This is a genomic window from Paucibacter hankyongi, from assembly GCF_037482915.1.
Lineage (GTDB): Bacteria > Pseudomonadota > Gammaproteobacteria > Burkholderiales > Burkholderiaceae_C > Paucibacter_A > Paucibacter_A hankyongi.
Genome location: NZ_JBBHJX010000001.1, coordinates 208,546 through 233,709, shown reverse-complemented (window position 1 = coordinate 233,709; position 25,164 = coordinate 208,546). Strand labels below are relative to the sequence as shown.

Sequence of the window (25,164 nt, the reverse complement as noted above, 5' to 3'; positions counted from 1 at the left end):
AAACGCGTCGAATTCGCTCAGAACAAGCCGCTGATGCGCCCCGCGGCATCGACGTCGATGCGTTCCGCCGAGGGCACCTTGGGCAAGCCGGGCATGGTCATGATGTCGCCGCAGATGGCCACCACGAATTCGGCCCCGGCGTTCAGGCGCAATTCACGCACATGCAGGGTATGACCGGTGGGTGCCCCGCGCAGGGACGGATCGGTGCTGAAGGAATACTGCGTCTTGGCAATGCAGACCGGCAAATGCCCCCAGCCCGCTGCCTGCCATTCCAGCATCTGCGCCATGGCCTTGGGTTCAAACACCACCTCGCTGGCTCGGTAGACCTTGCTGGCCACCGCCCGGATCTTGTCGGCCAAGGGTTCACTGTCGGCATACAGGCTGGCGGGCTTAGCTTTGCCCTGCTCACATAACTGCACAACCAGCCGGGCCAGGTCCGCGGCGCCGGCGCCGCCGTCGGCCCAATGGGTGGCCAACACACAAGCCACGCCCAACTCGGCACAGAAACCCTCGATCAGGGCGATTTCGTCCGCATGATCGCTGTCGAAACGGTTGATCGAAACGATCACCGGCAAGCCGTAATGGGTCTGGATATTCTCGACATGGCGTTTCAAGTTCGCCAAGCCTAGGTCCAGCGACTTCAGCCCATCACTGCCTGGTTTTTTGGGATCGGCGCCGCCGTGGTGCTTGAGCGCACGCACCGTGGCGACCAATACCGCGCAGGCCGGCTGAAGCCCACCCTTGCGGCACTTGATGTCGATGAATTTCTCGGCCCCCAGGTCGGCGCCGAAGCCGGCTTCGGTGACCACATAGTCGGCCAATTTGAGCGCCGTCTGAGTGGCAATCAAGGAATTGCAGCCATGCGCGATATTGGCAAAGGGGCCGCCGTGCACAAAGGCCAGATTGCCCTCCAAGGTCTGAACCAAGTTGGGTGCCAAGGCGTCTTTCAACAAGGCCGCCATCGCTCCGTCGGCCTTCAGTTCGCGCGCCGTCACCGGCTGCTTGTCAGCGGTGTAGCCCACCACGATATTGCCCAGGCGGCGCTTCAGATCCGCCAGCGAGGTAGCCAGGCAGACGATGGCCATCACCTCGGACGCCACCACAATGTCAAAACCATCTTGGCGCGGATAACCATTGCCGGGTCCACCCAGCGCCACGGTGATCTCGCGCAACGCACGGTCGTTCATGTCGACCACGCGGCGCCAGGTGATGCGCCGCACATCGAGCCCGAGCGCATTGCCATGATGAATATGGTTGTCCACCAGCGCCGCCAGCAAATTGTTGGCCAAGGCAATGGCATGAAAGTCACCGGTGAAGTGCAGATTGATGTCTTCCATCGGCACCACCTGAGCCCGGCCGCCGCCTGCCGCTCCACCCTTCATGCCAAAACAAGGGCCCAGCGAGGGTTCGCGCAGGCAGATGATGGCGCGCTTGCCGATGTGGTTGAGACCGTCGCCAAGGCCGACCGTGGTGGTGGTCTTGCCCTCGCCGGGTGGCGTCGGTGAAATCGCGGTCACCAACACCAGATGGCCGTTCGGCCGTCCCTGCAAACGCTCGATCTGCGCCAGGCTCAGCTTGGCCTTGTAGTGCCCGTAGGGGCTCAGCGCGTCATCGGGCAAGTCCAACCGGTGGCTGGCCAAGGGAAGAATTTTTTGCAGCGTCGCGGCCTGGGCAATCTCGATGTCGGTGGGCATCAGTGCATCCTTCTTTGCGGGGTTAGCAGACGAAAAAAAACGGCAAGGTCCGGTAAGACCTTGCCGTGATTATGGAGGGCGCAAGCCCGCGCTATTTCAAGCCGCGCAAGGGATGTTGCTCGGCCGACCAGGGCGAGGCAAAGAAACGCAAGACTTCCTCGCGGCTGACCTCCTCGATACGCGCCGGCTGCCAACGCGGGGTATGGTCCTTGTCCACCGCCAGGGCACGAATGCCCTCCACCGTTTCACTCTGCGCGACCGGACGAAGATGGAAACAGTGGTGCACCATGTCTCGCTCCATGCGCAAGTCTTCGGCCAGACTCATGCGGCGGGCGCGGCGCAACTGTTCCAGCGTAACGGCCATCATCAAGGGCGAACGCTTGTTCAGCGTGGCCAGTTGATGGCGCGACCACTCGTCATCGGCCTTGGCCAGCGAGTCCATGATGGCGGCCACATCGGCCAGACCAAAGTGCCGGTCGATGCGATCACGCAGGCTCACATGGTCGGCTGTCGGGGCCAGGTCCACATGCTCCATCACCGTAGCCACCACATGCTCGGCACTCGGCTGATCGCCATGGGTAAAGGCCTCGATCAAGGCGGGCAATGCGGCACTCTGGACATAGACATCACCCAGGCCCAACTCGATGGCATCACCGGCGCCAATAGGCTGGCCGGTCAGGGCCAACCATTCACCGACATGGCCGGGGCACTGGCCGAGGAAATAGCCACCGCCGACATCGGGAAACAGGCCGATATGGGTCTCAGGCATGGCCAGCTTCGAGTGGTCGGTCAAGACGCGCAACTTGGCGCCCTGGCTGATGCCCATGCCGCCGCCCATCACCACGCCGTCCATCAAGGCGATATAGGGCTTGCTGTAGTTGTGGATCAGGTGATTGAGGGCATATTCTTCGGTGAAGAATTCGCCCAGCGCTGCATCACCGGCCAAGGCGGCGCGGTGGAAAAAGCGAATGTCGCCGCCGGCACAAAACGCCGCCGGCTTGCCCGGCCGCCCGGCACCCAAGATCACCACCGCCTCGATGGCTGGCGTTGTAGCCCAGTGGGACAGCAAGGCATGCAGGTCCCGAATCATGCCCAGCGAGAGCGCATTCAAGGCCTCGGGCCGGTTCAGCGTGATCAGGCCCAGACAACCATTCACTTGGGCCAGCACTTGGCCTTCGGATTGCAATGTGGGAATTAACGACGACGTCATACCTCTCTCCGGGATGATTTTTTTGTGACTTGCGAAATTTGACTCGCTGCCGGCCGCAGTGGCAGGCCCGCAGCCGAGTTTAAGTTTGACTTGCGGGCCTGTTCACGCCAAGCCAGCAACTCGTTAGCCACCAACGCGCTCAAGACCAAAGCGCCGCCCAGCAGGGCCGCCGACGAGGGCTGTTCACCAGCCCATAGCCAAGCCCACAGCACGCCCAGGATGACCTCTAACTGCGCCAGCAGGGCGACCTCGGGGCCCGACAACACACGACTGAGATGAACCACCAAGAGGCAAGGCAAGGCCAACTGAAAAGCACCCAAACCAGCCAGCAGGATCATGTCATGAGTTGATGCCTGCAAGGGCCACGCCAAGGGCAAGGTGACAAGGGCAGACAACAGCGCACCAAGCAGAACGGCCAAGGGCAAGTCCTTGCCGACATCGCTACCTTGCACGGCCCCCTCTCGTGAGACGGGCGCGCGACCGGCATACTGCATCACACACCAGTTGACGGCGGAAGCGATCGGCACACCCATGGCCACGGCGATGCCCAACAAGCCGGTACCGGCGGCTGAGGCAGCGCCCTGCCCGACCTCATGCGCGAACATCCAGGCAATGCCCAGTGAAGCCAACACGATGGCGGCCCAGGTGCGAGCCGCCAAGCGATGATGCAAGAACAACCGTGCCAGCAAGGCGGTCAGTAACGGACTCAGGGCCATGGTGACCAAGACATTGGCCACGCTGGTCAGCGTGATCGCCACCATGAAAGCGGTGAACATGACGGCCCAGCAAAGGGCGGACAACATCACCAGGCGCGAGGGCCGCCGCAATTGCGACCACAAGGCGGGGCCGCGCAGCCAGAACAGGCAAATGAGCAAGGCCAGCGCATTGAAAGCACTGCGCCAAAAGGTCAACTCAAAGCTGCGTGCCGCCTCGATATGCCGCGTGACCACCCCCGCCGAACTCCACAGCAGGGTGACCAACAGCATCAAAAAGACAGCCTTGCGATGGGTCATACGCAGGAAATGAGTGCGGCCCCAAGAGGGCCGCGAGCGTCTAACTGACTAGAGCCTCCCTCTTGGAGGGAGGCTGAGCCCGGACTAGAACAGTCCTGAGGACTGTTTCTGCCTGGCGAAGGCCAGGGCCTCCGGACCTGGCTGGAGGGTGCTCACTGCGACTCGCCCAGCGAGCACCGCGCTGCTTAGGAGCGCGACGCGCGCTTACGCTCGTTTTCCGACAAGTGACGCTTACGCAGACGCACGCTCTTCGGTGTGATTTCGACCAGTTCATCGTCGTCAATGAAGTCGACGCCGTATTCCAAGGTCAGGTCGATCGGAGGCGTGATCTTGATCGCGTCTTCCTTGCCGCTGACGCGGAAGTTGGTCAGCTGCTTGGTGCGGGTGGCATTGACCACCAGATCGTTGTCGCGGCTGTGGATGCCGACGATCATGCCTTCGTACACCGGGTCATTCGGCTTCACGAACATACGGCCGCGATCGTCCAGCTTGCCCAGGGCATAGGTGAAGATTTCGCCGTCGTCCATGGAGATCAGCACGCCGTTCTTGCGGCCGCCGATTTCACCCTTATGGGCTTCGTAGCCGTCGAAGATCGACGAGATCAGGCCGGAACCACGCGTCAAGTTCATGAACTCGTTGGAGAACCCGATCAGGCCACGAGCCGGAATGCGGTATTCCAAGCGCACGCGACCATGGCCGTCCGGCTCCATGTTCAGCATTTCGCCCTTGCGCAGACCCAGAGCCTGCATCACGCCACCTTGGTGGAGTTCTTCCACGTCGGCCGTCACCAATTCCATTGGCTCGCACTTCACGCCGTCGATGTCTTGGAACATCACGCGCGGCTTGGACACAGCCAGCTCATAGCCTTCACGACGCATGTTTTCCAGCAAGATGGTCAGGTGCAATTCGCCGCGGCCGCAAACTTCAAAGATACCGTCTTCGTCGGTCTCCTTCACGCGCAGGGCCACGTTGTGCTGCAGTTCTTTTTGCAGGCGGTCCCAGATTTGACGGCTGGTCACGAACTTGCCTTCACGGCCGGCCAGCGGCGAGGTGTTGACGCAGAAGTTCATGGTCAGCGTCGGCTCGTCCACCTTCAGCATGGGCAGCGGGCTGGGGTTGGCTTGGTCGGTGACGGTCACGCCGATACCGATGTCCTCGATACCGTTGATCAACACGATGTTGCCAGGGCCGGCTTCGGTCACTTGAACGCGGTCCAGACCTTGGAAGGTCAGCACTTGGTTGATACGGCCATTGATGGACTTGCCGTCAGGACCTTCCATCACCGCGACTTGCATGCCGGGCTTGATGGTGCCTTGGCTGATACGGCCCACGCCGATACGGCCAACGAAAGTCGAGAAGTCCAGCGCCGAGATCTGCAACTGCAGCGGAGCAGCCGGGTCACCCGACTGGGCCGGCACATGCTTCAGCACGGTGTTGAACAGGGCGGACATGTCCGGGCCCCACTGCTCACCGGGCGTGCCCTCTTCCAGCGAGGTCCAGCCGTTGATGCCGGAGGCGTACACCACCGGGAAGTCGAGTTGCTCGTCGGTCGCGCCCAGCTTGTCGAACAGGTCGAAAGCGGCGTTGATGACGGCGTCAGGCTTGGCACCCGGCTTGTCGACCTTGTTGACCACGACGATAGGCTTCAGGCCCAGGGCCAAGGCCTTCTTGGTCACGAAGCGAGTCTGGGGCATCGGGCCTTCTTGCGCATCGATCAGCAGCACCACACCGTCCACCATGGACAGGGCGCGCTCGACTTCACCGCCGAAGTCCGCGTGGCCCGGGGTGTCCACGATGTTGATGTGGGTGCCTTCCCAAGACACGGCGCAGTTCTTGGCCAAGATCGTGATGCCGCGCTCACGTTCGATGGCGTTGTTGTCCATCACCGTGTCGACGACTTTTTCGTGGTCGGCGAAGGTACCGCTTTGACGCAGCAATTGGTCGACCATGGTGGTTTTGCCATGGTCAACGTGGGCGATGATGGCGATATTACGAATCTGCTTGCTCATACGACACTTTCAAAAAATTCTGGACTTCAAACGGTTGAGGCGGCGTCTGCGGTGCAAAGACTTTGCACCTCCGCGGGGCTCAACAGTCGGTCGGCGATCAAGTCACCGGCCTGGATATGGGCGCTGCCTAGAAAGGCTTGCGGTTCAGGTCCGTAAACCCGCACCTGCGGCGCATCGGGGGCGGCAACACGGCGCCGCAGACCGGTCAAGAAGCGGGCGGCCTCGTCACTGCTGAGTCGCAGCTCGGGCCAGTCCGCCAACAAGGCGTCGGGCGGACGCAGCAAAGCCTCCCGCTCAACTTCGGTCAAGGCCGCCAAGGCGTCCAGACTGATGGCTTGCTCAACATTCAAAGGGCCAGAACCGGTACGGCGCAGCGCACTCAGCGAGGCACCACAACCCAAGACACGGCCCAGATCTTCGGCCAGCGTGCGGATATAGGTGCCCTTGCTGCAGCGCACCGCCAGAGTCAACTGCTCAGCTTGCCAGCCCAAAATGTCAATGGAATGAATCGTGACGCGACGCGAGGGCCGCTCGATATGGATGCCGGCGCGGGCGTACTCATAGAGCGGCCGGCCCTCATGCTTGAGCGCCGAATACATTGGCGGCACCTGATCGATTTCGCCAGTGAACTGGGCGCAAGCAGCTTCGATCTGCTCGCGCGTCACGGCTTGGGCCGCGGCTTCTTGGCGGTCCAGCACTTCACCCTCGGCATCGCCGGTTGTGGTGGTCAGGCCGAGAAACAGCGTGGCCTCATAGGCTTTGTCGGCATCCAGGCTGACTTGGCTGAATTTGGTCCCCGCGCCAAAGCACAGCGGCAACAGGCCGGTGGCCAAGGGGTCCAGCGTGCCGGTATGGCCGGCCTTCTCCGCCCGCAACAGCCATTTGGCTTTTTGCAGTGCGTCGTTGCTGGACAGGCCCAGCGGCTTGTCCAGGAGCAGCACACCGTGCACGGCACGGCGCTGGATCCTGGTGCGCGGGGCTTGGGTGGTCGTCATCGGATGAATTTACTCGGATGCGCGGTCTTTGGCATCTGCCGCTGGCGCTTCGCCCTCAGCGGCAGGCGCCTCACCTTGAGCCTCAGCTTGCGCCTCATCATCCAAAGCCCGTGTGGCATTGGCCTTGTTGATCAAGGCGCTCAGTTCGGCCGCACGCTCAATGGTCCGGTCGTAATGGAAATGCAGGCTGGGCACGGTGTGGATTTGCAAACGCTTGAACAAGCCGTTACGCAAAAAGCCCGCCGCTTCGTTCAAGGCTTCGCCGGTTTCCACCGGGTCGCCCACCAGCACCGAAAAGAACACCTTGGCATGCGCATAGTCAGGCGTCACCTCGACGGCATTGACCGTGGCCATGCCGATGCGGGGATCTTTCAGCTCGCGGATCAACTCGGCCAGATCGCGTTGGATCTGGTCGGCCACACGAAAGCTGCGGTTAGGGATGACTCGTTTATGTCGCATATTCAGCTACTCCTTGCTCGGTGCTCATTGCCCTGCCCCACAAGTACAAACCCCGCCACTCTTGGGAGGGCGGGGTTTGCTCTGGGTGAGGGCAAATCCGCCTTACAGCGTTCGGGCCACTTCCTTGACCTCGAAGAATTCCAGCTGATCGCCCTCGGCGATGTCGCTGTAGTTCTTCAGCTTGATACCGCACTCGAAGCCTTCGCGGACTTCGCGCACATCGTCCTTCATGCGCTTGAGTGTGTCGATCTCGCCGGTGTAGATCACCACGTTGTCGCGCAGCAAGCGGAACTTGGCCGAGCGGTTGACCGTACCTGCAGTGACCATACAGCCGGCAATCGTGCCGATCTTGGTCGCCACGAACACGGTGCGGATCTCGGCCATACCGATAACTTCTTCGCGCTGCTCAGGAGCCAGCATGCCGGTCATCGCTGCCTTCACCTCATCCACGGCGTCGTAAATGATGTTGTAGTAGCGCAGATCAACCGCATTGCCTTCGGCCAGCTTGCGAGCGCCGGCGTCAGCACGGACGTTGAAGCCGATGATGACGGCCTTGGAGGCGATCGCCAAGTTGACGTCCGACTCGCTGATGCCACCGACCGCGGCATGCACGATCTGAACCTTGACTTCGGGTGTCGACAACTTGAGCAGCGAGGAAGCCAGCGCTTCTTGCGAACCCTGCACATCGGACTTGATGATGATGCCCAGCGTCTGCACATCGCCAGCGGCCATGTCGGAGAACATATTCTCCAGCTTGGCGGCTTGTTGACGCGAGAGCTTCACATCACGGTACTTGCCCGAGCGGAAGGTGGCGATTTCACGGGCACGGCGCTCATCGGCCAGAACCATGAATTCATCACCAGCCTGCGGTACTTCGGTCAGACCTTGAATTTCCACCGGGATGGACGGGCCAGCTTCGGTCGCAGCCTTGCCGTCTTCGTCCAACATGGCGCGAACGCGGCCATAGGTCGAACCGGCCAACACCACGTCGCCGCGCTTCAAAGTACCCGACTGCACCAGGATGGTGGCCACAGGGCCACGGCCCTTGTCCAAACGCGCTTCGATCACCAGGCCCTTGGCCATCGAGGCCACAGGCGCGGTCAATTCCAGCACTTCGGCTTGCAGCAGCACTTGTTCCAGCAAGGCATCCATGCCTTCGCCGGTCTTGGCGGACACAGGCACGAACGGAGTGTCGCCACCAAAGTCCTCAGGCACGACGCCTTCGGCCACCAATTCGCCCTTCAGGCGCTCGATGTTGACGCCCGGCTTGTCGATCTTGTTCATCGCCACAACCAGCGGCACACCTGCCGCCTTGGCGTGGTGAATCGCTTCCTTGGTCTGAGGCATCACGCCGTCGTCCGCCGCCACCACCAGGATGACGATGTCGGTGGCCGTGGCGCCACGAGCACGCATGGCGGTAAAGGCCGCGTGACCCGGGGTGTCCAGGAAGGTGATCATGCCGCGCGGAGTTTCCACGTGGTAGGCACCGATGTGCTGGGTAATGCCACCGGCTTCGCCAGCGGCCACACGGGCACGACGCACATAGTCCAGCAGCGAGGTCTTGCCGTGGTCAACGTGACCCATGACGGTGACCACGGGTGCGCGCGGCAAGGCTTCGGCCTGCTCTGCAGCAGCGCCCTCTTCCTCGAGGAAGGCATCCGGATCATCCAGCTTGGCGGCAAAGGCCTTGTGGCCCATTTCCTCGACCAAAATCATGGCCGTTTCTTGGTCCAACTGCTGGTTGATGGTGCACATCTGGCCCAGCTTCATCAAATGCTTGATGACCTCAGAGGCCTTGATGGACATCTTGTGTGCCAAATCGGCCACCGAGATGGTCTCAGGAATGTGGACCTCTTGCACCTGCATCTCAGCGGGAGCAACGAAGGTTGACGGTGCACCGCCACGACGATCGGCGCCGCGATCAGCAGCACCACGACGACCACCGGCCGCACCGCGGCTAGGCGCACGCCAGCCACCTGCGGCAGGGCGAGCCCCACCGGGCGCTGCGGCACCGGCGGGCTTGACACCGCCACGCTTCTTGTCATCGGACCAGCTCGACGACAGCTTCTCGGACTTGACCGACTTCTTGTCGCCCGGCTTGGCAGCCGTGGCCGAACCTGGAGCAGCGGCACCTGGGGCGCCCGCCTTCTTGTGAATCGTACCGGTGATGGCTTCCTTGGCGGCTTCGGCCGGCTTCGGCTCTTCCTTCTTCGCGACCATCACCTTCTTCGGTGCGTTCATCATCGCGCGGATGGCAGCAGCTTCGGCTTCGGCGGCCTTGCGGCGGCGCTCCAAATCAACGGCTTTTTGTTTCTCTTCGGCACCGACGTCAACCGCCTTCACCACGCGCAGCGCGGGCTTCGGTGCTTCGGCCGGGGCAGCTGCGGCAACAGGCGCAGCGACCGGGGCCGGTGCTTCCACGGGCGCAGCAGCAACGGGTGCTGCCACAGGGGCGGGCGCAGGCGCTGGAGCCGGTGCACGAGCAGCAGCGGCCGCCTTGTTGATGGCGGCAGCCTCGCGTGCCACGGACTCAGCCGTCGGGCGAGCCTTGGTCGACTTGCTGGCAGCCTTGGCAGCAGCGGCCTCGGCGGCTTCAGCAGCGGCGCGCGCGGCAGCTTCTTCAGCGGCACGCGCCTCAGCAGCCGCCTTTTCTTGGCGACGCTTTTCTTCCGCTTCACGCGCCAACCGATCGGCTTCTTCACGCTCACGAACGCGGGCCGCCAATTCTTCTTCCTGCTGACGCAGCGAAGCGGCTTGCGCCTTGGCTTCCTCTTCGCGACGCTGCAGGTCAGCTTCCTCGGCAGCAGCCGCGGCGGCCTCATCGACGCCGCTAGCACCGTCCATCTTGACGAAGGTGCGTTTCTTGCGAACTTCCACCTGAATGGTGCGCGCCTTGCCACTGGCATCGGCTTGCTTGATTTCGCTGGTCGACTTGCGGGTCAGCGTGATCTTCTTGCGGTCGGCGCTTGCGGTCCCGTGCGAGGTGCGCAGGTAGTCAAGCAGACGCTCCTTGTCGGCTTCGTTCAAAGCGTCATTAGGAGACGCGGTCTTGACGCCTGCTGCTTGAAGCTGCTCAAGCAGCGTGCTCGCAGGCCTATTCAGCTCTGCGGCAAACTGGGCGACGGTGGTCACAGCCATTGTTGAATCCTTAACTTATGCGGTCGGTGCTGGGCGAATGATGGGTTTTGAAAGAAGCCATAAGGCCTCAAGCAGTGAACCAATGTTCGCGGGCCTTCATGATCATGGTGCGGGCGGCGCCCTCTTCCATGCCAGCGAGTTCAACGAGTTCGTCGACGGCCAGATCGGCCAGGTCGTCGCGAGTGTGGATGTCGCCATCGGAGAGTTTGGCGATCAGGTCAGGCGTCATGCCTTCCAGATCACGCAGGTCTTGGGACACTTCCTCGACCTTCTCTTCGCGGGCAATCTCCATGGTCAACAGAGCATCTTTTGCGCGGGTACGCAGCTCATTGACCGTGTCCTCGTCGAAGGCCTCAACTTCCAGCATTTCCTGCATAGGCACGTAGGCCACTTCTTCCAGGCTGGTAAAACCCTCGGCGATCAGGATATCGGCGACTTCGGCATCCACATCGAGTTTCTCGATGAAGAGCTTGCGCACCGATTCCGATTCCTGCTCATGCTTCACTGCCGATTCCTCGGCCGACATGATGTTGATACGCCAGCCGGTCAGCTCGGAAGCGAGCCGCACGTTCTGGCCGCCACGGCCGATGGCGATAGCGAGGTTTTCCTCGTCCACCACCACGTCCATGGCATGACGTTCTTCGTCCACCACGATGGACTGCACATTCGCCGGTGCCAAGGCGCCGATCACGAACTGGGCCGGATCTTCCGACCACAGCACGATGTCCACACGCTCACCGGCCAATTCATTGGTCACACCGTTGACGCGCGAACCACGCACGCCAACGCAGGTGCCGATGGGGTCGACACGCTTGTCGTGCGACAGCACGGCCAGCTTGGCGCGCGAACCGGCGTCACGTGCGCAGCTCTTGATCTCCAGCAGGCCTTGTTCGATCTCAGGCACTTCCTGAGCGAACAACTCGGTCATGAACTGAGGCGCGCTGCGCGACAGCATGATCTGCGGGCCACGCTGCGTGGGGTCCACACCCAGGATCACCGCGCGAACTCGGTCACCGGTGCGCAGGTTTTCCTTGGGGATCATCTCGGTGCGCTTCAGGCGACCTTCGATGCGGCCAGACTCGGCAATGATGTCGCCTTTGTCCAAACGCTTGACGGTACCGACGAAAATTTGCTCGCCGCGTGCCAAGAAGTCGTTCAGCAGTTGCTCACGCTCAGCGTCACGGATCTTTTGCAGAATGACCTGCTTGGCGGCTTGCGCGCCAATGCGACCGATTGGCACCGATTCGATTGGCTCTTCGATGTGGTCTTCCACCTCGATGTCAGGAATTTGTTCCTGAGCTTCGAACAGCAGAATTTCAGCGTCGGGGTTTTGCAGGCCAGCCTCATTGGGCACGACATGCCAGCGACGGAAGGTCTCGTAGGCGCCAGACTCGCGATCAACAGAGACGCGAATATCGGCTTCGCCGCCACACAGCTTTTTGGTGGCCGAAGCCAGCGCTGCCTCAACAGCACCAAACACGACGTCGAGCTCGACGCTCTTCTCGCGAGAAATCGCGTCCACCAACATCAACAGTTCGCGGTTCATTGATCAGGACCTCCGTCTACTTTGTCATCTTTTCGCACGGGCTTGGTCCGAGCCGGCTTCTTGGCCGGAGCGGGCTTCACGCCGCGACCCTTGAAGCTGATCGCAGGCACCAAACGCGCCTCACGAACTTCTTCAAGAGAAAAATCTAAGGCCTGGTCGGCCTTGCCATCATTGAAAATCACACGCCAAGCGTCCGCGGGCGCCACCACCTCAACCGGCGCCGCCACTTGAGGCGCAGTTTCTGCCGCGTCAGCGGGCTGTGCATCGAGCGCCAACTGGGCGCTCAAAATGCCGCTGTATTTCTTGCGCCCCTGAAAAGGCATGCGCAGGGTCAACTCAATCTCTTCACCCACAAAGCGCGCGTAGTCAGCAGCTTTTTTCAAGGGGCGATCAAGACCGGGCGAGGACACTTCGAGTCGCTCGTAGGCACAAGCCTCGACCTCAAGCAAATACTGCAACTGGCGCGTCACGCGCTCGCAATCTTCGACATTGATCAACTCACCGGCCAGAGCCTGTTCCGGCAGTTTGTCAATATACACACGCAGCAATCCAGCCGGACTGCGCTCGCAGTCCACCAAGTCGTAACCCAGACCGGTTACCGTTTTCTCAACAGCTTCTTGCCAATTCATGCGTGGTATTTCTTCGATCTCTCTTGCGTATTCACAAATCGCTTCTGGCGACTCAGGTCAGCGGCTCAAATTTTATGCAAAGAACGTTCAAGCAAAAAAAATGGGCTGGATGAATCCGCCCAACCCCTGCTCGCCCAAGCGGACAAAACGCCGATATTTTGTCGACCCTGTCCAGCCTGCTGTTAGCACCCGCCGGGCGTGATACCCATCGAGCTGCCTTAGCGAAGCCGGGATTGTACTATGCAAGCACCGTGCCGACAAGCTTGCGGCTTGCATCATCGCAATGCCATGCGAAAATCGCCAACTGATTCAAATTAAAGGAGCCACTATGGGATTTCTCGCAGGCAAGCGATTGCTGATCACCGGCCTACTGTCCAACCGATCCATCGCTTACGGCATTGCAAAAGCCTGCCACCGCGAGGGCGCGGAATTGGCGTTCAGCTATCAAGGCGAACGTTTCAAGGATCGCATCACCGAATTTGCCGCCGAGTTTGATTCCAAACTTGTTTTCGATTGCGACGTGTCCGATGACGCGCAAATGGAAGCCCTGTTTGCCGATCTGGGCCAAGCCTGGCCCGAGTTTGATGGCTTTGTGCACTCGATCGGTTTCGCGCCGCGCGACGCCATCGCAGGAGATTTCCTCGACGGCCTGACGCGCGAAAACTTCCGCATCGCCCACGATATTTCGGCCTACAGCTTCCCTGCTATGGCCAAGTTGGCCGCGCCGCGCCTGCGCGCAGGCAGCTCGCTGCTGACTTTGTCCTACCTGGGTGCCGCACGCTATGTGCCGAACTACAACACCATGGGATTAGCCAAGGCCTCGCTCGAAGCCAGCGTCCGCTATCTGGCTCAATCGATGGGCAAGCGTGCCGTGCGCGTCAACGGCCTGTCGGCCGGCCCGATCAAAACCTTGGCCGCCTCGGGCATCAAAGACTTCGGCAAGCTGTTGACCCAATTCGCCGCCAACACGCCCATCCGCCGCAACATCACGATTGAAGACGTCGGCAATGTCGCCGCCTTCTTGCTGTCGGACCTGGCCGCCGGCGTCAGCGCCGAGATCATGTATGTGGACGGCGGCTATAGCCACGTTGCGCTGACCGACGAAGACCAAGGCTAAGCACCAAGCGGCAAAAGCACTGACTCGGCTTTTGCCTGCATAGCAAAACGGGACCCGCGGGTCCCGTTTTTTATGGTCCGGTCAAAGCGACCGGCAAAGTATCAATCCCGCACGCAATCAACGAAATAGCGCGAGCGACCATCCTCACCCTTCTCTTCCACCAAGCCATGCACATCGGTGGCAAAGCCAGGGAACTTGGCGTTAAAGTCGCGCGTGAATTTCAAATAGTCGACGATCTTCTTGTTGAAACGCTCACCAGGAATCAACAGAGGAATGCCGGGCGGATAAGGCGTCAACAAGACCGTTGTGACGCGCCCCTCCAGATCATCGATGGCCACCCGCTCGGTTCGGCGATGCGCGATATGCGCATAGGCATCACTGGGCTTCATGGCCGGGTGCAGATCGGAGAGATATACGTCAGTGGTCAAGCGCGCAATGTCGCCCTTGGCATACATCTCATGGATGCTCTGGCACAAGTCCTTCAAGCCCATGCGCTCATAACGAGGATTTGCCGCCGCAAACTCCGGCAGGATGCGCCAGATCGGCGCATTCTTGTCGTAGTCATCCTTGAACTGCTGCAAGGCAGTCAACAAGGTATTCCAACGCCCCTTGGTGATGCCAATGGTGAACAGGATGAAGAAGGAATACAGACCCGTCTTCTCGACCACCACGCCATGCTCGGCCAGGAACTTGGTGACGATGGAGGCAGGGATGCCGGTCTCGGCAAATTTGCCGCTCATGTCCATGCCGGGCGTGATGATGGTGGACTTGATCGGGTCCAGCATATTGAAGCCGGCCGCAATCTTGCCAAAGCCATGCCACTTTTCGTTGGCCTTCAGCATCCAGTCAGCCGGCTTGCCGTAGCCCTCCTCGACCAGCTTGTCCGGACCCCAGACCTTGAACCACCAGTCCTTGCCGTACTCTTCGTCGACCTTGCGCATGGCGCGGCGGAAGTCCAGCGCCTCAGAAATACTCTCCTCCACCAGCGCGGTGCCGCCGGGCGGCTCCATCATCGCAGCCGCCACATCGCAACTGGCAATGATCGAGTACTGCGGGCTGGTCGAGGTGTGCATCAGATAGGCCTCATTGAACAAGTGCTTGTCCAACTTGACGTTCTGAGAGTCCTGCACCAGCACCTGCGAAGCCTGACTCAGGCCCGCCAGCAATTTGTGGGTGGACTGCGTCGCATAGACCATCGCGGTCTTAGGGCGCGGGCGATTCTTGCCCATCGCATGGTATGAGCCATAGAAGTTATGGAAGGCCGCATGCGGCAACCAAGCCTCGTCGAAATGCAGGGTATCGATCCAGCCGTCCAGCTTCTTCTTGATGGTCTCGGTGTTGTAGAGCACGCCGTCATAGGTTGACTGGGTCAAAGTCATGATGCGCGGCTTGATCTTGGAGGTGTCCACGCCCTTCAGCAAAGGGTTCTTGGCGATCTTCTTCTTGATCGTCTCGGGCGAAAACTCGCTCTCGGGGATAGGGCCAATGATGCCGTAGTGATTGCGCGTAGGCGTCATGAACACCGGCACAGCACCGGTCATGATGATGCTGTGCAAGATGCTCTTGTGGCAGTTGCGATCCACCACCACCACATCACCCGGCGCCACTGTGTGGTGCCAGACCATTTTGTTGGAGGTGCTGGTGCCGTTGGTGACGAAGAAGCAATGGTCGGCGTTGAAGATGCGCGCGGCATTCTTCTCGGAGGCCGCCACCGGGCCGGTGTGGTCCAGCAACTGGCCCAGCTCTTCGACCGCATTGCAGACGTCCGCGCGCAGCATGTTCTCACCGAAGAACTGGTGAAACATCTGGCCCACCGGACTCTTCAGGAAGGCCACGCCGCCCGAGTGACCAGGGCAGTGCCAGCTGTAAGAGCCGTCTTGCGCATAGTCCATCAGCGCCTTGAAGAACGGCGGCGCCAGGCCGTCGAGATAGCTCTTGGCTTCGCGGATGATGTGGCGCGCAACGAACTCCGGCGTGTCCTCAAACATATGAATGAAGCCGTGCAGCTCACGCAGGATGTCGTTGGGCAAATGCTGCGAAGTGCGCGTTTCGCCGTAGATGTAGATCGGGATATCGGCGTTCTTGAAGCGAATCTCTTCAATGAACTTACGCAGGCTCAGCACCGCCGGGTCCAGCTCGGGACCAGGCGTGAACTCCTCATCGTCGATGGACAAGATGAAGGCGCTGGCGCGGCTTTGCTGCTGCGCAAACTGACTCAGGTCACCATAGCTGGTGGCCCCCAAGACCTCGAAGCCCTCTTTCTGGATCGCATCGGCCAGAGCGCGAATACCCAAACCCGAGGTGTTCTCGGAGCGATAGTCCTCGTCGATGATGACGATGGGAAAACGAAAGCGAAGCATCGTGAGCCTCCAGGGGCTGGGACAGAAAAAAATGAAAGGCGCGAAGTGTAGGGCCAAGAAGCCCGGCTGCGTCGCGCCGGACTGGCTTTTTCGCGCAAACAGAACACCGGCCGGCCTCGATCGGCCCCAAACCAGCACCCATACAGCGCGCTACACTGATTTAACAACATCATGAACTGCGGGGAGTGACATGGAGATGACTCAAGCCAATGCGTGGTGGATCGCTTGCGGCGCGCTGATCGCCGTCGAAATGACCACCGGCACGTTTTACTTGTTGATGCTGGCGCTGGGCTGCGCCGCCGGCGCTGGGGCCGCCTATCTGGGCCTGAGCGGCTCGCAGCAGATTTTCACTGCGGCCCTCATCGGCGGCGTGGCCGTGGTGGTGTGCCGCAAGCTCCGCAATCAACGCGCCAGCCCCCTGCCCGCCGACGCCAATGCCGACGTGCACATCGACATTGGCCAGTCGGTTCAGGTCGAGCAATGGAACGCAGACGGCACGGCCACGGTCAAGTACCGCGGCGCGCAATGGCAGGCCCGCTTTCGCGGCAACAGCAGCCCCGCACCCGGGCGCCACGTGATTCGCGCCATCGAAGGCAGTTGCTTGATGCTCGACGCCTGAGCCCACATCGACAACCGTTTGTCGAGTCCTCGACAAGGAATTCAATAAGTCAGCAAAGGGAGAACTTCATGGAAATTGCTTTGGTCCTGCTGTTTGTCGCAGCCATCTTCATCATCCAATCGATCAAGGTCGTGCCGCAGCAAAACGCCTGGGTGGTTGAACGCCTAGGCAAATACCACGGGACATTGACGCCAGGTTTGAACTTCCTCTACCCCTTCATTGACCGGCTGGCCTACAAGCATTCGTTGAAGGAAATCCCCCTGGATGTACCCAGCCAGGTCTGCATCACCAAGGACAACACCCAGCTGACGGTAGACGGCATTCTGTACTTCCAAGTCACCGACGCCATGCGCGCCAGCTACGGCTCCAGCAACTTCATCGTCGCCATCACCCAGCTGGCGCAAACGACGCTGCGCTCGGTCATCGGCCGCATGGAACTGGACCGCACCTTCGAGGAGCGCGACATCATCAACAGCTCGGTGGTGCAGGCGCTGGATGAGGCCGCGCTGAATTGGGGCGTCAAGGTTTTGCGCTACGAAATCAAGGACCTGACACCGCCCGCCGTCATCCTGCACGCAATGCAGGCCCAGATCACTGCCGAGCGTGAAAAGCGCGCCTTGATTGCCGCCTCCGAGGGCCGTCGCCAAGAGCAGATCAATATTGCCACCGGCGCACGCGAGGCCGCCATCGCACGCTCGGAAGGCGAAAAGCAGGCCGAGATCAACAAGGCCCAAGGCGAGGCAGCGGCCATCACCGCCGTGGCGGAAGCGACCTCCGAGGCCATCCGCAAGATCGCAGCAGCCATCCAACAACCGGGCGGCGACCAAGCCGTGCAACTGAAGGTGGCCGAGAAGGCGGTTGATGCATTTGGGCAATTGGCCAAGACCAACAACACCATGATCGTGCCCGGCAATATGAGCGAGGTCTCCGGCTTGATTGGCACCGCGATGGCGTTAATGAAGAACGGCAGCAAGACCTAATTCGCTCCAGCGATTCGAACAGCCCGTCGCCTCCGACTGCATTGCCAGCGGCGATTGGGCAGCAAACTCACTTCAATATTTAGTCAACTTTCCCTTTGCGTATAAAAACTGCGCTATGATGGCGGGCTTCGGAGAGGTGGATGAGCGGTTTAAGTCGCACGCCTGGAAAGCGTGTGTGGGTTTATCCCCACCGCGGGTTCGAATCCCGCCCTCTCCGCCAGAACTAGGTTTTTGACAGTCTTTATGAGTCCAAAACCATCCCCTAAAGGCCCCGTAAGCTCTTGAGCTGCGGGGCTTTTTTGTTTTTCAGACCGGCTCAAGTTCACTCGAAAAACATGTGCACAGGCGTCGATGTTTGGCTAGATCGCAAGGGCGAAGTCGCAACAGCTTTGACGGACTTTCAAAAAACGGAACTGAGCTGCCGAGCGAAACGAGCAAGGGCATGTCTTAAGGCGCAAAAGGTTAGAGGCATAAGAAAAACTCGCAAGCAGGCAGCCAAAAAGCAACCGCACCCCGTTTAAGCCAGAGCATCCAAACTGGCAAGAGCACTGCGGATATAGGCCACGCGATCGTCCAGTGAAGCGTCAGGAGGCCGGATGCCGATCTTCAAACCCAAGATGGGCAGGCTTTTGTAGTCCGCCAAGCGTAGACATTCATGCATAGCAGCTTCGGTCATCAAAGAGCCATCGGCGCCCACCCCATCCGACAGTTTTTTCGCCGGCGGCATATGGCTGTCACTCCATGACCCATACGGCGTGTCCGCCCCCGATGCGCCCGAGAACATCAAGCCGGCCAGCACGCCTTTTTCTTTCGCCAAGCGCAGGTGTTGCAGAGCGCCCCTTGGATCGCGAGCCTCGATGACGGAGCGCCCCCAGTTGATCACCACGCCCAGATTGCAGCCAAAGCGCGCATTGATGTCCAACACGGTCTCGATTTCCTCGTTCAGGCTCAAAAAGCCCTTGGACGGAAGCTGGTTCGGAAGGTAGGCATCGCAATGCTCGATGACCACCCGAGCACCCTGCCAATCCCATTGCACCAAGGTCGCCAAAGACTCCTTCAAAGCCCCGACCGAAGAAGCCGCGACCGCCCGGTTTGGCGCGGTATGGATTTGAATGGCGTCCACGACCCGCTTGCCACAAGCAGCATTCAAAGTCGAAATTGCCTCACAAGCCTTGCGCAGAAAGAGCAAAGCCTCTTCTCGACCTTGGGCGTTGTCGGAGGCAATGCCAAAGTGCGGATTCCGGGATAGCGCTGCCATGACGCCGGGAATGCAGGTGAATACAAAGCGCCACTGCTTGTCGATATTCTGAATAAACCAGTTGTCATCGTGGGGATGCAAGCGGCCGGTGAAGGGATGCTCAAGGCCTTTGACGTTCGGCAGGTCCATCAGCCGCTGGTAATAACGCGCTTCCAGATCGGGCTCCCAAGCCGAGGTATTGGGAGATGCGGCATAGGCGCCAACAAAATACTGCACTGCTTTTCCTTGTTTGATGGTGGCGGCATGGCGATGCTCGGAGGTAGATGAATGTTCATAGAGCCGCCCGGGCTTGCCCGGCAACTTGTCGCCTAACCCCAATCCAATGCGAGCACCCACGCCAACTCGGCCATTTTGCCGACTGCAAAGCTGCACAGCGCCCGATTCCTGCTCTTTCGACTGATGTTTTCTACCAAAGCTCCTGAGAACCCGCCGCCGCGTGAGCGCTCAGACAAAGCAAAAAAAGGGCCGATTCCAATTGAATCGACCCCTCTCCCTACCCTCAACTCACATCCATTAGCGTCTGGCGACGCAGCGCCACAACCAGGGACTGGCGATGCCGACGAGCATCAAGCGCGCTGCGCAGCGCTGCGCCGTCCGACCAAGGCCCCCATCAGGCCCAAGCCCGTCACCAGCAACAGGTAGCTGGCCGGCTCTGGAACGGCACTGGTCAAGCTGACCACATCGCCAGCCAACATGGTCGGCTCGATCGTCGCCGGCGCGCTCAAGAGCTTGGGCATCAGCTCGATCCGAAACAGATCGCCGTTGGGGTTACCCAAATACGTTTGCTGATCGGCGGCCATGAGTCCCACGGCAAAGCTGCTGCCAACGGTTCCTTCGCCCTGCAGCAAGGGGCCGTCAAAACTGATGTCAAAACTCAGCTTGCCGCCCAGCGTGAGCGAATGGAACAGGTCGTTGTATGAGCCGGCATTGCTCAAGACAAAGCCCTCAGACAAGCTGCCGCTGACAAAGCCTTCCGCCACATAGCCGCCGCCGAATTGGCCTTGGAAATGATCCAGTCGAACGGTGGCAGCCAGCGTCGGGCTGTTGCCCGGATTGAACTGCACATCCAGCCAACCGCTTGCGCCATTGGCGCCCAGTCCTGCGGTGTTGATTTCGGCGTGGTAGCGGGTCGTCAGCGCCGAGGCCCAAGGGCTGAGGCCCAGCAAGGCCAGGGCCAGCACGGCAGGTCGCAAGGCGAGCAAGGAAAAGTTCTTTTTCAACATGATGGGGCAGTCCTTAGAAATTGCCGGAATAGACCTTGGCGCTATAGCTCACGGCGAGCTTGGCCGGATTGATGAAGCTGACGGGCACCGTCACGCTGGCACCGGGCGCCAACTCCGTGGCAGCGATGCTGATGTAAGGCGAACCGGCATGGCTACCGCTGGCATTGGCCAGGCTGACACCCGCGGGCAAGCCATCCAATTGCAACTGCAGCGGGCCCATCAGGGCGCTAGAACCTTGGTTGGTCAGCGTGATGTTGCCGGTGTAGCGCTGGGTCACCCGATTGAACAAGAGACCCGAGCTGCTAACGCGTGTCGAAGCCGTCACATCGAGCACATTGCTGACCGAGAAGGCCACGGCGCTTGAGCTACCGACGTTGTTGGCCGCGTCATAAGCCAAGGCAAGCAGTTCATGAGCGCCATTGGCCAGCTGGGTCGAGTCGAGACTCAAGGCGTAGGGCGCCGCAGTGCCACTGCCCTTGATCTGGCCGTCCACCTTGAACTCCACCTTGCTCACACCGACGTTGTCGCTGGCAGTGGCCTGCAATTTGATTTGCCCACTGTTACCGCTGACACTGGCAGTCACTACCGGCGCCTCGGTGTCGGCCACTTGGCTGACCCAAACCGGCGCCGACCACAGAATCTTGCCGTCGGTCTGTGTGACCTTGGCGTAATAGAAGTGCTCGCCCAGTGCCGGCGTGAAGTTATTGACGGCTTGGCTGGAGAAGACGCTGACCGTGCCATTGCGCTTGGGCACGCCCTCCCAGATCTGCACCGTGGAGGCGGCCTTGCCGGTGCCGGGCGCGTAATTCGCAACCAGATTCAGCGGGCCGGCATTGCGGAAGCTCTCGCCCATCACATGGCCGTTTGCCGTCAGGACCAACTGCGAGGTTTTGTCCATTGTGGCGAAGACGCGGCGCGCCTTGATCGCTTCGACAAAGGCATCCTTGGACAAGGGCACGCCGGTCGGGATCAAGATGCCATTGCGATTCGGGCCCGAGGCACCCCAGTTGGCGCAATGGTTGTCTTGATTGGTCGTGAAGGCGATCTTGAAACCAGCCTCCAGCGCCTTCTTGCAAGCGCCCTCGTAGCCACTATTGCCGTTGTCGGACTCATTGGTGGTGTTGGAGAAGGCTGGCGTGTTCATCACCTCACACAAGGCCATCGCCTTTTCGCCGTCCTCGGTGTAGCCAAGAGCCACGCCATTGACCAGGTATTGGCCGCTGCTGGCGGGGTGGTTGAACTGACCGACTAGGCCGCGCTGCGCCATCAAGGTGTAGAGCTTGGCGGCATTGTTCTTCTCGGTGAAGGTATCGGCCAGCAGTTCGCCCTTGGCGTTGTACTCCCAGCCCAGCAACTCGTTGGAGTTGAAGATGTTCAGGTGGCCACCGCCGCTGATGGTGCCCCACTCCATGCCATACACGCCCAAGAAGTTCGGGTGGGCTGCATTGAAATTGGCTGCCGCGGCCAAACCGGCCTGATACAGATTCTTGGCGTATGCGGGTGTTTGCGCGGTGTTGGTGCCGGTGTCCCCGTCGAACATATGGTTGTGCTCGGAGGTCATCAAGATGTCGAGCCCGCGATCCATCGCGTATTGGTAAGCCTGCGCTGGGCCCTGCCCCAGATTGGACTGAGGTTGCTGCTCACCGTTGCAGTTGCCGAGGGTGCCGCCGCCATCGCTGTGGCCGGTCTGGCTGTGCAAATTGCCGAGATAGACGGTGTAAGGCAAGCCACCGGCGCTGCCGACTGCGGCGGCCGCAAAAGTTGCAGGCGCCTGCGCAGTCACGGCTGCCGTAGCAGCACGCTGAGTCTGCTTGTTATTGAGCGCGGCGCTGCGCGCGTTCGCCAAGGGCTTGAACGCAGGCAGCTTAGGCGCGGCAAGCTTGCCGACCTGCATGTCCCAGCTTTGTTCCACCAATTCGGCATCGGGCGCACTCAAGCTGCGCTCGACAAAATCGGCCATCACGCCGGTCGAGGGCAGCTCGGTCGCCTCGGCGGAGCTGGCGGTCAGGCGCACTTGATAAATCCCGTCGGCCGCGGCCATGCCGAATTGCCGCCCCGCCCAGTCGACCTTGACGGACAAGTCACCCTTGACCAAGGATTCAACGCCATACCAGCGCTGCACCAAGGCCCCGGCAGGGTCGAGCAACTCGAGTCGCCAAGACACCGTCTGCGCATGCGCCACCTGCGGATACTCAAAGCGCAGCGTGAAGCTGCGCGCCTCGGCAATCGCGCCGGCCGCGGCGCGATAAGGCACATGCAGCGTTGCCTCGAACTCCTGGTGATCGGGACTGACAGCATTGCCCACCGCCAAGCCGGCGGCGGATGCACTCAAAAGCAGAGCTATGGCGCGTTGCGGGGTGTGTTTTTGCATGGGGATAAATCGACGAGGAGGGAGCGAGAAAGGGCTTGCGCCATTGGCTAAGTTGCGAGCCGTCCGCATGCGAGGCGGCTACAGCTCAGCAAGCCCCACCGCACAGCGGCGGAGCTCAGCAAGTACATCGAACTAGAAAGGGACTCCGAACCCCAGAAAGCCGCGCTGGCTTCGCCTGCACAGCCGCTGGTGTCGGAGCCCTCCTCAGGAGGCCTTGCGACGGCGCGCGACAAAGCCCACAGCGGCCAAGCCGGCCAGCAGCATGGCGTAGGTTTGCGGCTCGGGGACGGCGGCCACAGCGCTTCCTTCTACCGTAACCAAGTCGTAGCGCATCGTGCCCCCAGGGGCGTAAGCACCACCACCCGTAGCAGTTGTAGCGTACTGGCTGGTTGTTGGCTTGAAGGCGGAAACGATACGAAGCGTGACACTTGCTTGATTGTCGATAGCGCTAACAGCAGACAAATCGATAACGTTGTGCGCAAACACGAGGGCGGTCGGCGAGGTCACCAATTGAGCATCAGTGAAGTTCGCTCCGTCCAGCGAATACTGCACCATCACATTAGCTGAAGCGGTGGCACTCAGCCTGTTGTCGTAGCTGAAAACGATGTCTTCAAATCCCAGCGTACTGATAGTGAACTGCACCCCTTTGGACAGGTTGTCCGCGCCTTGCGCTGCATAGGTTGTCGTCTGCCATGCTTTGTCATTCACGGTACCAACGGCCTCCCCGCCCCCGGCGAAGGATCCAGCGATCCCGCCGACAACAGATGCTGCACCAGTACCGGTTGATGCGACCAAGGTGCCAGATGTGGCATTGAAGTTCCACTGAGTCACTACTACGGCTTGCGCACCAAAGCTCAACAGCGAGGCCGCGGTCAATAAGCTCAAGGACGTAATTTTCTTTACGGCATGCAGGGCTAAAGTGTTTTTCATGGACATGATGAAGATGAATCGGGTGAACGAACGGGTTAAAGACAGATGAACAGACTAGACAGCAAAAACCAACCCCAAAACCAGTACTCGGCCTAGCCAATCAAACAAGCGACAAAGTGCGCGCAAACGTTTGGCATCGGGGCAAAAAATTTTTGCCGATAGCTAAGTCGAGTGTTCAGCCCAACTCAGCCGGGACATTGGGCAAGCGCTGACTCGAAAACCTTACGTCTAGGTGCCTTACGCCTGCCTCAAATACTTCCTAGTTTGCAGCATAGCTAATCAGTTATGACAGCTTCAAGACAGCCGTATCGCACTGGCACGGAATCCCCCTCAAACAGGGGATTCAACAATCGCTTACCCCTAGTTCAATCGCATCACAAGAGCAAACCGCCACAAGCGCAAACCCGAGACTGGATTGGCGATATTCGTGGCTCAGGGCAAACGGCCAAGCGCGCGGGGACTCTAGGCAACGCATCGTGGACGAAGGCCTCTCGTAAGCTCCCCTGTCAAGAAGACAGTTGATTTCTAGAGTTTGCGGCGGTTGTGATGATCAATCTGGGCATGAACTGCTTGGGCGGTACGCCCCCCCAGTGCGTCATGCGGTCGGTACTCGTTGTATTGGGTCAGCCAATCGTCGGCGATGGCTTGGACTTGTTCGATGGAACTGAACAGGTAGGCGTCGAGCACTTCCGTTCGGAATGTCCGGTTGAACCGTTCGATGTAGGCGTTCTGGTTGGGCTCGCCAGGCTCGATGTAGTTCAAGGCAATACCTTTGCGCTGGGCCCATTCGACGAAGTCATGGCTGGTCATCTCGGGGCCGTTGTCCATGCGAATCGACTGCGGCGCACCGTACCAATCCACCAGACGGTCCATCGTTCGAATCAACATCGAAGCCGGCAGGGATTGGGCCACCTGGATCGCCAGGGCCTCGCGATTGGCTTCGTCGATGACGTTGAGGGTTCGGAATCGCCGGCCGTCGTAGAGCACGTCATGCATGAAGTCCAAGGCCCACCCCTGATTGACGAACGATCCCGCAGCGAGAGGCACGGGTTCGCGCTTGGGAATGCGGCGCTTGGTGCGCCGAGGAATGTTCAGGCCCAAGTCGCAGTACACCCGCCAGACTCGCTTGTGGTTCCATGGCCGACCATCTAGGCGCAGCCGGTCAAAGCACTTCCAGAATCCCCAGCGACCGTTGCGCTCGACGATGCCGTTGAGCGCTTCAATGACCTCGGCGTCCTTCTCCTGAGGTAACGGTGGCACCTTGTAGTACGCCGCCCGCGACAAGCCTGCGGCGTGGCAGGCTCGCGTGATCGACAAGCGGTGTTCGGTCACCATGACCTCGACCGCCTGCCGCTTCACGGACGGCGTCAGAATTTTTTTGACAGTACGTCCTTGATCGCGGCGTTCTCCAATGCCAAGTCCGCGTACATGCGCTTGAGCCGCGCGTTCTCCGTCTCCAGCTCGCGCATGCGCGTCAGGTCCGACACCGTCGCGCCCGCGTACTTGCTCTTCCACGCGTAATACGTCGGCGCGCTGATGGCGTGTTTACGGCACACCTCCGCCACGGGCATGCCTGCCTCGCCTTCCTTGAGGATCGCCACGATCTGGCTCTC

General features: G+C 60.4%; 16 protein-coding genes, 1 tRNA gene and 2 pseudogenes. 4 read left to right on the top strand and 15 right to left on the bottom strand.

Going from position 1 to position 25,164, the window contains the following annotated elements; genetic code table 11:
• Positions 1-17 precede the first annotated feature (17 nt).
• The 9 genes and pseudogenes from WG899_RS01000 to rimP form a co-directional block, all read right to left on the bottom strand.
• Entirely contained in the window at positions 18-1,694 is a 1,677-nt protein-coding gene (locus tag WG899_RS01000) for a formate--tetrahydrofolate ligase (RefSeq protein WP_339593753.1), read from the bottom strand.
• 91 nt (positions 1,695-1,785) lie between these two features.
• Positions 1,786-2,904, bottom strand: a complete 1,119-nt coding sequence (locus tag WG899_RS00995) for an enoyl-CoA hydratase/isomerase family protein (RefSeq protein WP_339593752.1) — start codon at positions 2,902-2,904, stop codon at positions 1,786-1,788.
• On the bottom strand, positions 2,901-3,917 hold the full coding sequence (locus WG899_RS00990) for a DMT family transporter (RefSeq protein ID WP_339593751.1): 1,017 nt from the start codon (positions 3,915-3,917) through the stop codon (positions 2,901-2,903). The genes WG899_RS00995 and WG899_RS00990 overlap by 4 nt, the downstream gene beginning before the upstream one ends.
• Positions 3,918-4,102: 185 nt before the next feature.
• On the bottom strand, positions 4,103-5,926 hold the full coding sequence (gene typA / locus WG899_RS00985) for a translational GTPase TypA (protein WP_339593750.1): 1,824 nt from the start codon (positions 5,924-5,926) through the stop codon (positions 4,103-4,105).
• 26 nt (positions 5,927-5,952) lie between these two features.
• Positions 5,953-6,921: a tRNA pseudouridine(55) synthase TruB gene (gene truB, locus WG899_RS00980; protein ID WP_263536546.1), complete on the bottom strand. Its 969-nt coding sequence runs from the start codon at positions 6,919-6,921 to the stop codon at positions 5,953-5,955.
• A gap of 96 nt (positions 6,922-7,017) precedes the next feature.
• A pseudogene (gene rbfA / locus WG899_RS00975) lies at positions 7,018-7,380 on the bottom strand (30S ribosome-binding factor RbfA); the annotation flags it as partial.
• A 102-nt stretch (positions 7,381-7,482) separates the two neighbouring features.
• Complete coding sequence (infB, locus tag WG899_RS00970; RefSeq protein ID WP_339593749.1) at positions 7,483-10,518, bottom strand: translation initiation factor IF-2; 3,036 nt, start codon at positions 10,516-10,518, stop codon at positions 7,483-7,485.
• A gap of 67 nt (positions 10,519-10,585) precedes the next feature.
• Positions 10,586-12,064, bottom strand: coding sequence for a transcription termination factor NusA (gene nusA / locus WG899_RS00965; RefSeq protein ID WP_339593748.1), 1,479 nt, complete (start codon positions 12,062-12,064; stop codon positions 10,586-10,588).
• Positions 12,061-12,693: a ribosome maturation factor RimP gene (gene rimP / locus WG899_RS00960; RefSeq protein ID WP_339593747.1), complete on the bottom strand. Its 633-nt coding sequence runs from the start codon at positions 12,691-12,693 to the stop codon at positions 12,061-12,063. The genes nusA and rimP overlap by 4 nt, the downstream gene beginning before the upstream one ends.
• A 328-nt stretch (positions 12,694-13,021) precedes the next feature.
• Between rimP and fabI the strand changes: the two genes are divergently transcribed.
• Positions 13,022-13,810, top strand: a complete 789-nt coding sequence (gene fabI / locus WG899_RS00955; protein ID WP_339593746.1) for an enoyl-ACP reductase FabI — start codon at positions 13,022-13,024, stop codon at positions 13,808-13,810.
• Positions 13,811-13,911: 101 nt separating this feature from the next.
• Here fabI and WG899_RS00950 read toward each other — a convergent pair whose 3' ends face one another.
• Entirely contained in the window at positions 13,912-16,170 is a 2,259-nt protein-coding gene (locus WG899_RS00950) for an Orn/Lys/Arg family decarboxylase (RefSeq protein WP_339593745.1), read from the bottom strand.
• A 190-nt stretch (positions 16,171-16,360) separates the two neighbouring features.
• Here WG899_RS00950 and WG899_RS00945 point away from each other — a divergent pair, with 190 nt between their 5' ends.
• The 3 genes from WG899_RS00945 to WG899_RS00935 all read left to right on the top strand — a co-directional run bounded on the left by WG899_RS00945 (position 16,361) and on the right by WG899_RS00935 (position 17,989).
• Positions 16,361-16,789 carry an NfeD family protein gene (locus WG899_RS00945; RefSeq protein WP_339593744.1) on the top strand — a complete coding sequence of 143 codons (429 nt, stop codon included), beginning with the start codon at positions 16,361-16,363 and terminating at the stop codon, positions 16,787-16,789.
• A 68-nt stretch (positions 16,790-16,857) separates the two neighbouring features.
• Positions 16,858-17,769, top strand: a complete 912-nt coding sequence (locus tag WG899_RS00940) for an SPFH domain-containing protein (protein ID WP_339593743.1) — start codon at positions 16,858-16,860, stop codon at positions 17,767-17,769.
• Positions 17,770-17,899: 130 nt separating this feature from the next.
• Positions 17,900-17,989 (top strand) — tRNA-Ser (locus tag WG899_RS00935).
• Positions 17,990-18,286: 297 nt separating this feature from the next.
• Here WG899_RS00935 and WG899_RS00930 read toward each other — a convergent pair.
• From WG899_RS00930 to WG899_RS00910, 5 genes and pseudogenes are all read right to left on the bottom strand, one after another.
• Complete coding sequence (locus WG899_RS00930) at positions 18,287-19,243, bottom strand: DUF4862 family protein (protein WP_339593742.1); 957 nt, start codon at positions 19,241-19,243, stop codon at positions 18,287-18,289.
• Positions 19,244-19,593: 350 nt separating this feature from the next.
• Positions 19,594-20,250, bottom strand: coding sequence for an NF038129 family PEP-CTERM protein (locus WG899_RS00925; protein ID WP_339593741.1), 657 nt, complete (start codon positions 20,248-20,250; stop codon positions 19,594-19,596).
• A 13-nt stretch (positions 20,251-20,263) separates the two neighbouring features.
• On the bottom strand, positions 20,264-22,621 hold the full coding sequence (locus tag WG899_RS00920) for a CehA/McbA family metallohydrolase (RefSeq protein ID WP_339593740.1): 2,358 nt from the start codon (positions 22,619-22,621) through the stop codon (positions 20,264-20,266).
• Positions 22,622-22,825: 204 nt separating this feature from the next.
• Complete coding sequence (locus WG899_RS00915; RefSeq protein WP_339593739.1) at positions 22,826-23,557, bottom strand: PEP-CTERM sorting domain-containing protein; 732 nt, start codon at positions 23,555-23,557, stop codon at positions 22,826-22,828.
• Between the two features lie 500 nt (positions 23,558-24,057).
• Positions 24,058-25,155: pseudogene (locus WG899_RS00910) on the bottom strand (IS3 family transposase).
• Between the last annotated feature and the right edge of the window lie 9 nt (positions 25,156-25,164).

What these genes read in the sequence shown, in the direction of transcription:
- WG899_RS01000 (WP_339593753.1), bottom strand. Translation starts at nt 1,694, where the DNA reads ATGCCCACCGACATCGAGATTGCCCAGGCCGCGACGCTGCAAAAAATT.
- WG899_RS00995 (WP_339593752.1), bottom strand. Translation starts at nt 2,904, where the DNA reads ATGACGTCGTCGTTAATTCCCACATTGCAATCCGAAGGCCAAGTGCTG.
- WG899_RS00990 (WP_339593751.1), bottom strand. Translation starts at nt 3,917, where the DNA reads ATGACCCATCGCAAGGCTGTCTTTTTGATGCTGTTGGTCACCCTGCTG.
- typA (WP_339593750.1), bottom strand. Translation starts at nt 5,926, where the DNA reads ATGAGCAAGCAGATTCGTAATATCGCCATCATCGCCCACGTTGACCAT.
- truB (WP_263536546.1), bottom strand. Translation starts at nt 6,921, where the DNA reads ATGACGACCACCCAAGCCCCGCGCACCAGGATCCAGCGCCGTGCCGTG.
- infB (WP_339593749.1), bottom strand. Translation starts at nt 10,518, where the DNA reads ATGGCTGTGACCACCGTCGCCCAGTTTGCCGCAGAGCTGAATAGGCCT.
- nusA (WP_339593748.1), bottom strand. Translation starts at nt 12,064, where the DNA reads ATGAACCGCGAACTGTTGATGTTGGTGGACGCGATTTCTCGCGAGAAG.
- rimP (WP_339593747.1), bottom strand. Translation starts at nt 12,693, where the DNA reads ATGAATTGGCAAGAAGCTGTTGAGAAAACGGTAACCGGTCTGGGTTAC.
- fabI (WP_339593746.1), top strand. Translation starts at nt 13,022, where the DNA reads ATGGGATTTCTCGCAGGCAAGCGATTGCTGATCACCGGCCTACTGTCC.
- WG899_RS00950 (WP_339593745.1), bottom strand. Translation starts at nt 16,170, where the DNA reads ATGCTTCGCTTTCGTTTTCCCATCGTCATCATCGACGAGGACTATCGC.
- WG899_RS00945 (WP_339593744.1), top strand. Translation starts at nt 16,361, where the DNA reads ATGGAGATGACTCAAGCCAATGCGTGGTGGATCGCTTGCGGCGCGCTG.
- WG899_RS00940 (WP_339593743.1), top strand. Translation starts at nt 16,858, where the DNA reads ATGGAAATTGCTTTGGTCCTGCTGTTTGTCGCAGCCATCTTCATCATC.
- WG899_RS00925 (WP_339593741.1), bottom strand. Translation starts at nt 20,250, where the DNA reads ATGTTGAAAAAGAACTTTTCCTTGCTCGCCTTGCGACCTGCCGTGCTG.
- WG899_RS00920 (WP_339593740.1), bottom strand. Translation starts at nt 22,621, where the DNA reads ATGCAAAAACACACCCCGCAACGCGCCATAGCTCTGCTTTTGAGTGCA.
- WG899_RS00915 (WP_339593739.1), bottom strand. Translation starts at nt 23,557, where the DNA reads ATGTCCATGAAAAACACTTTAGCCCTGCATGCCGTAAAGAAAATTACG.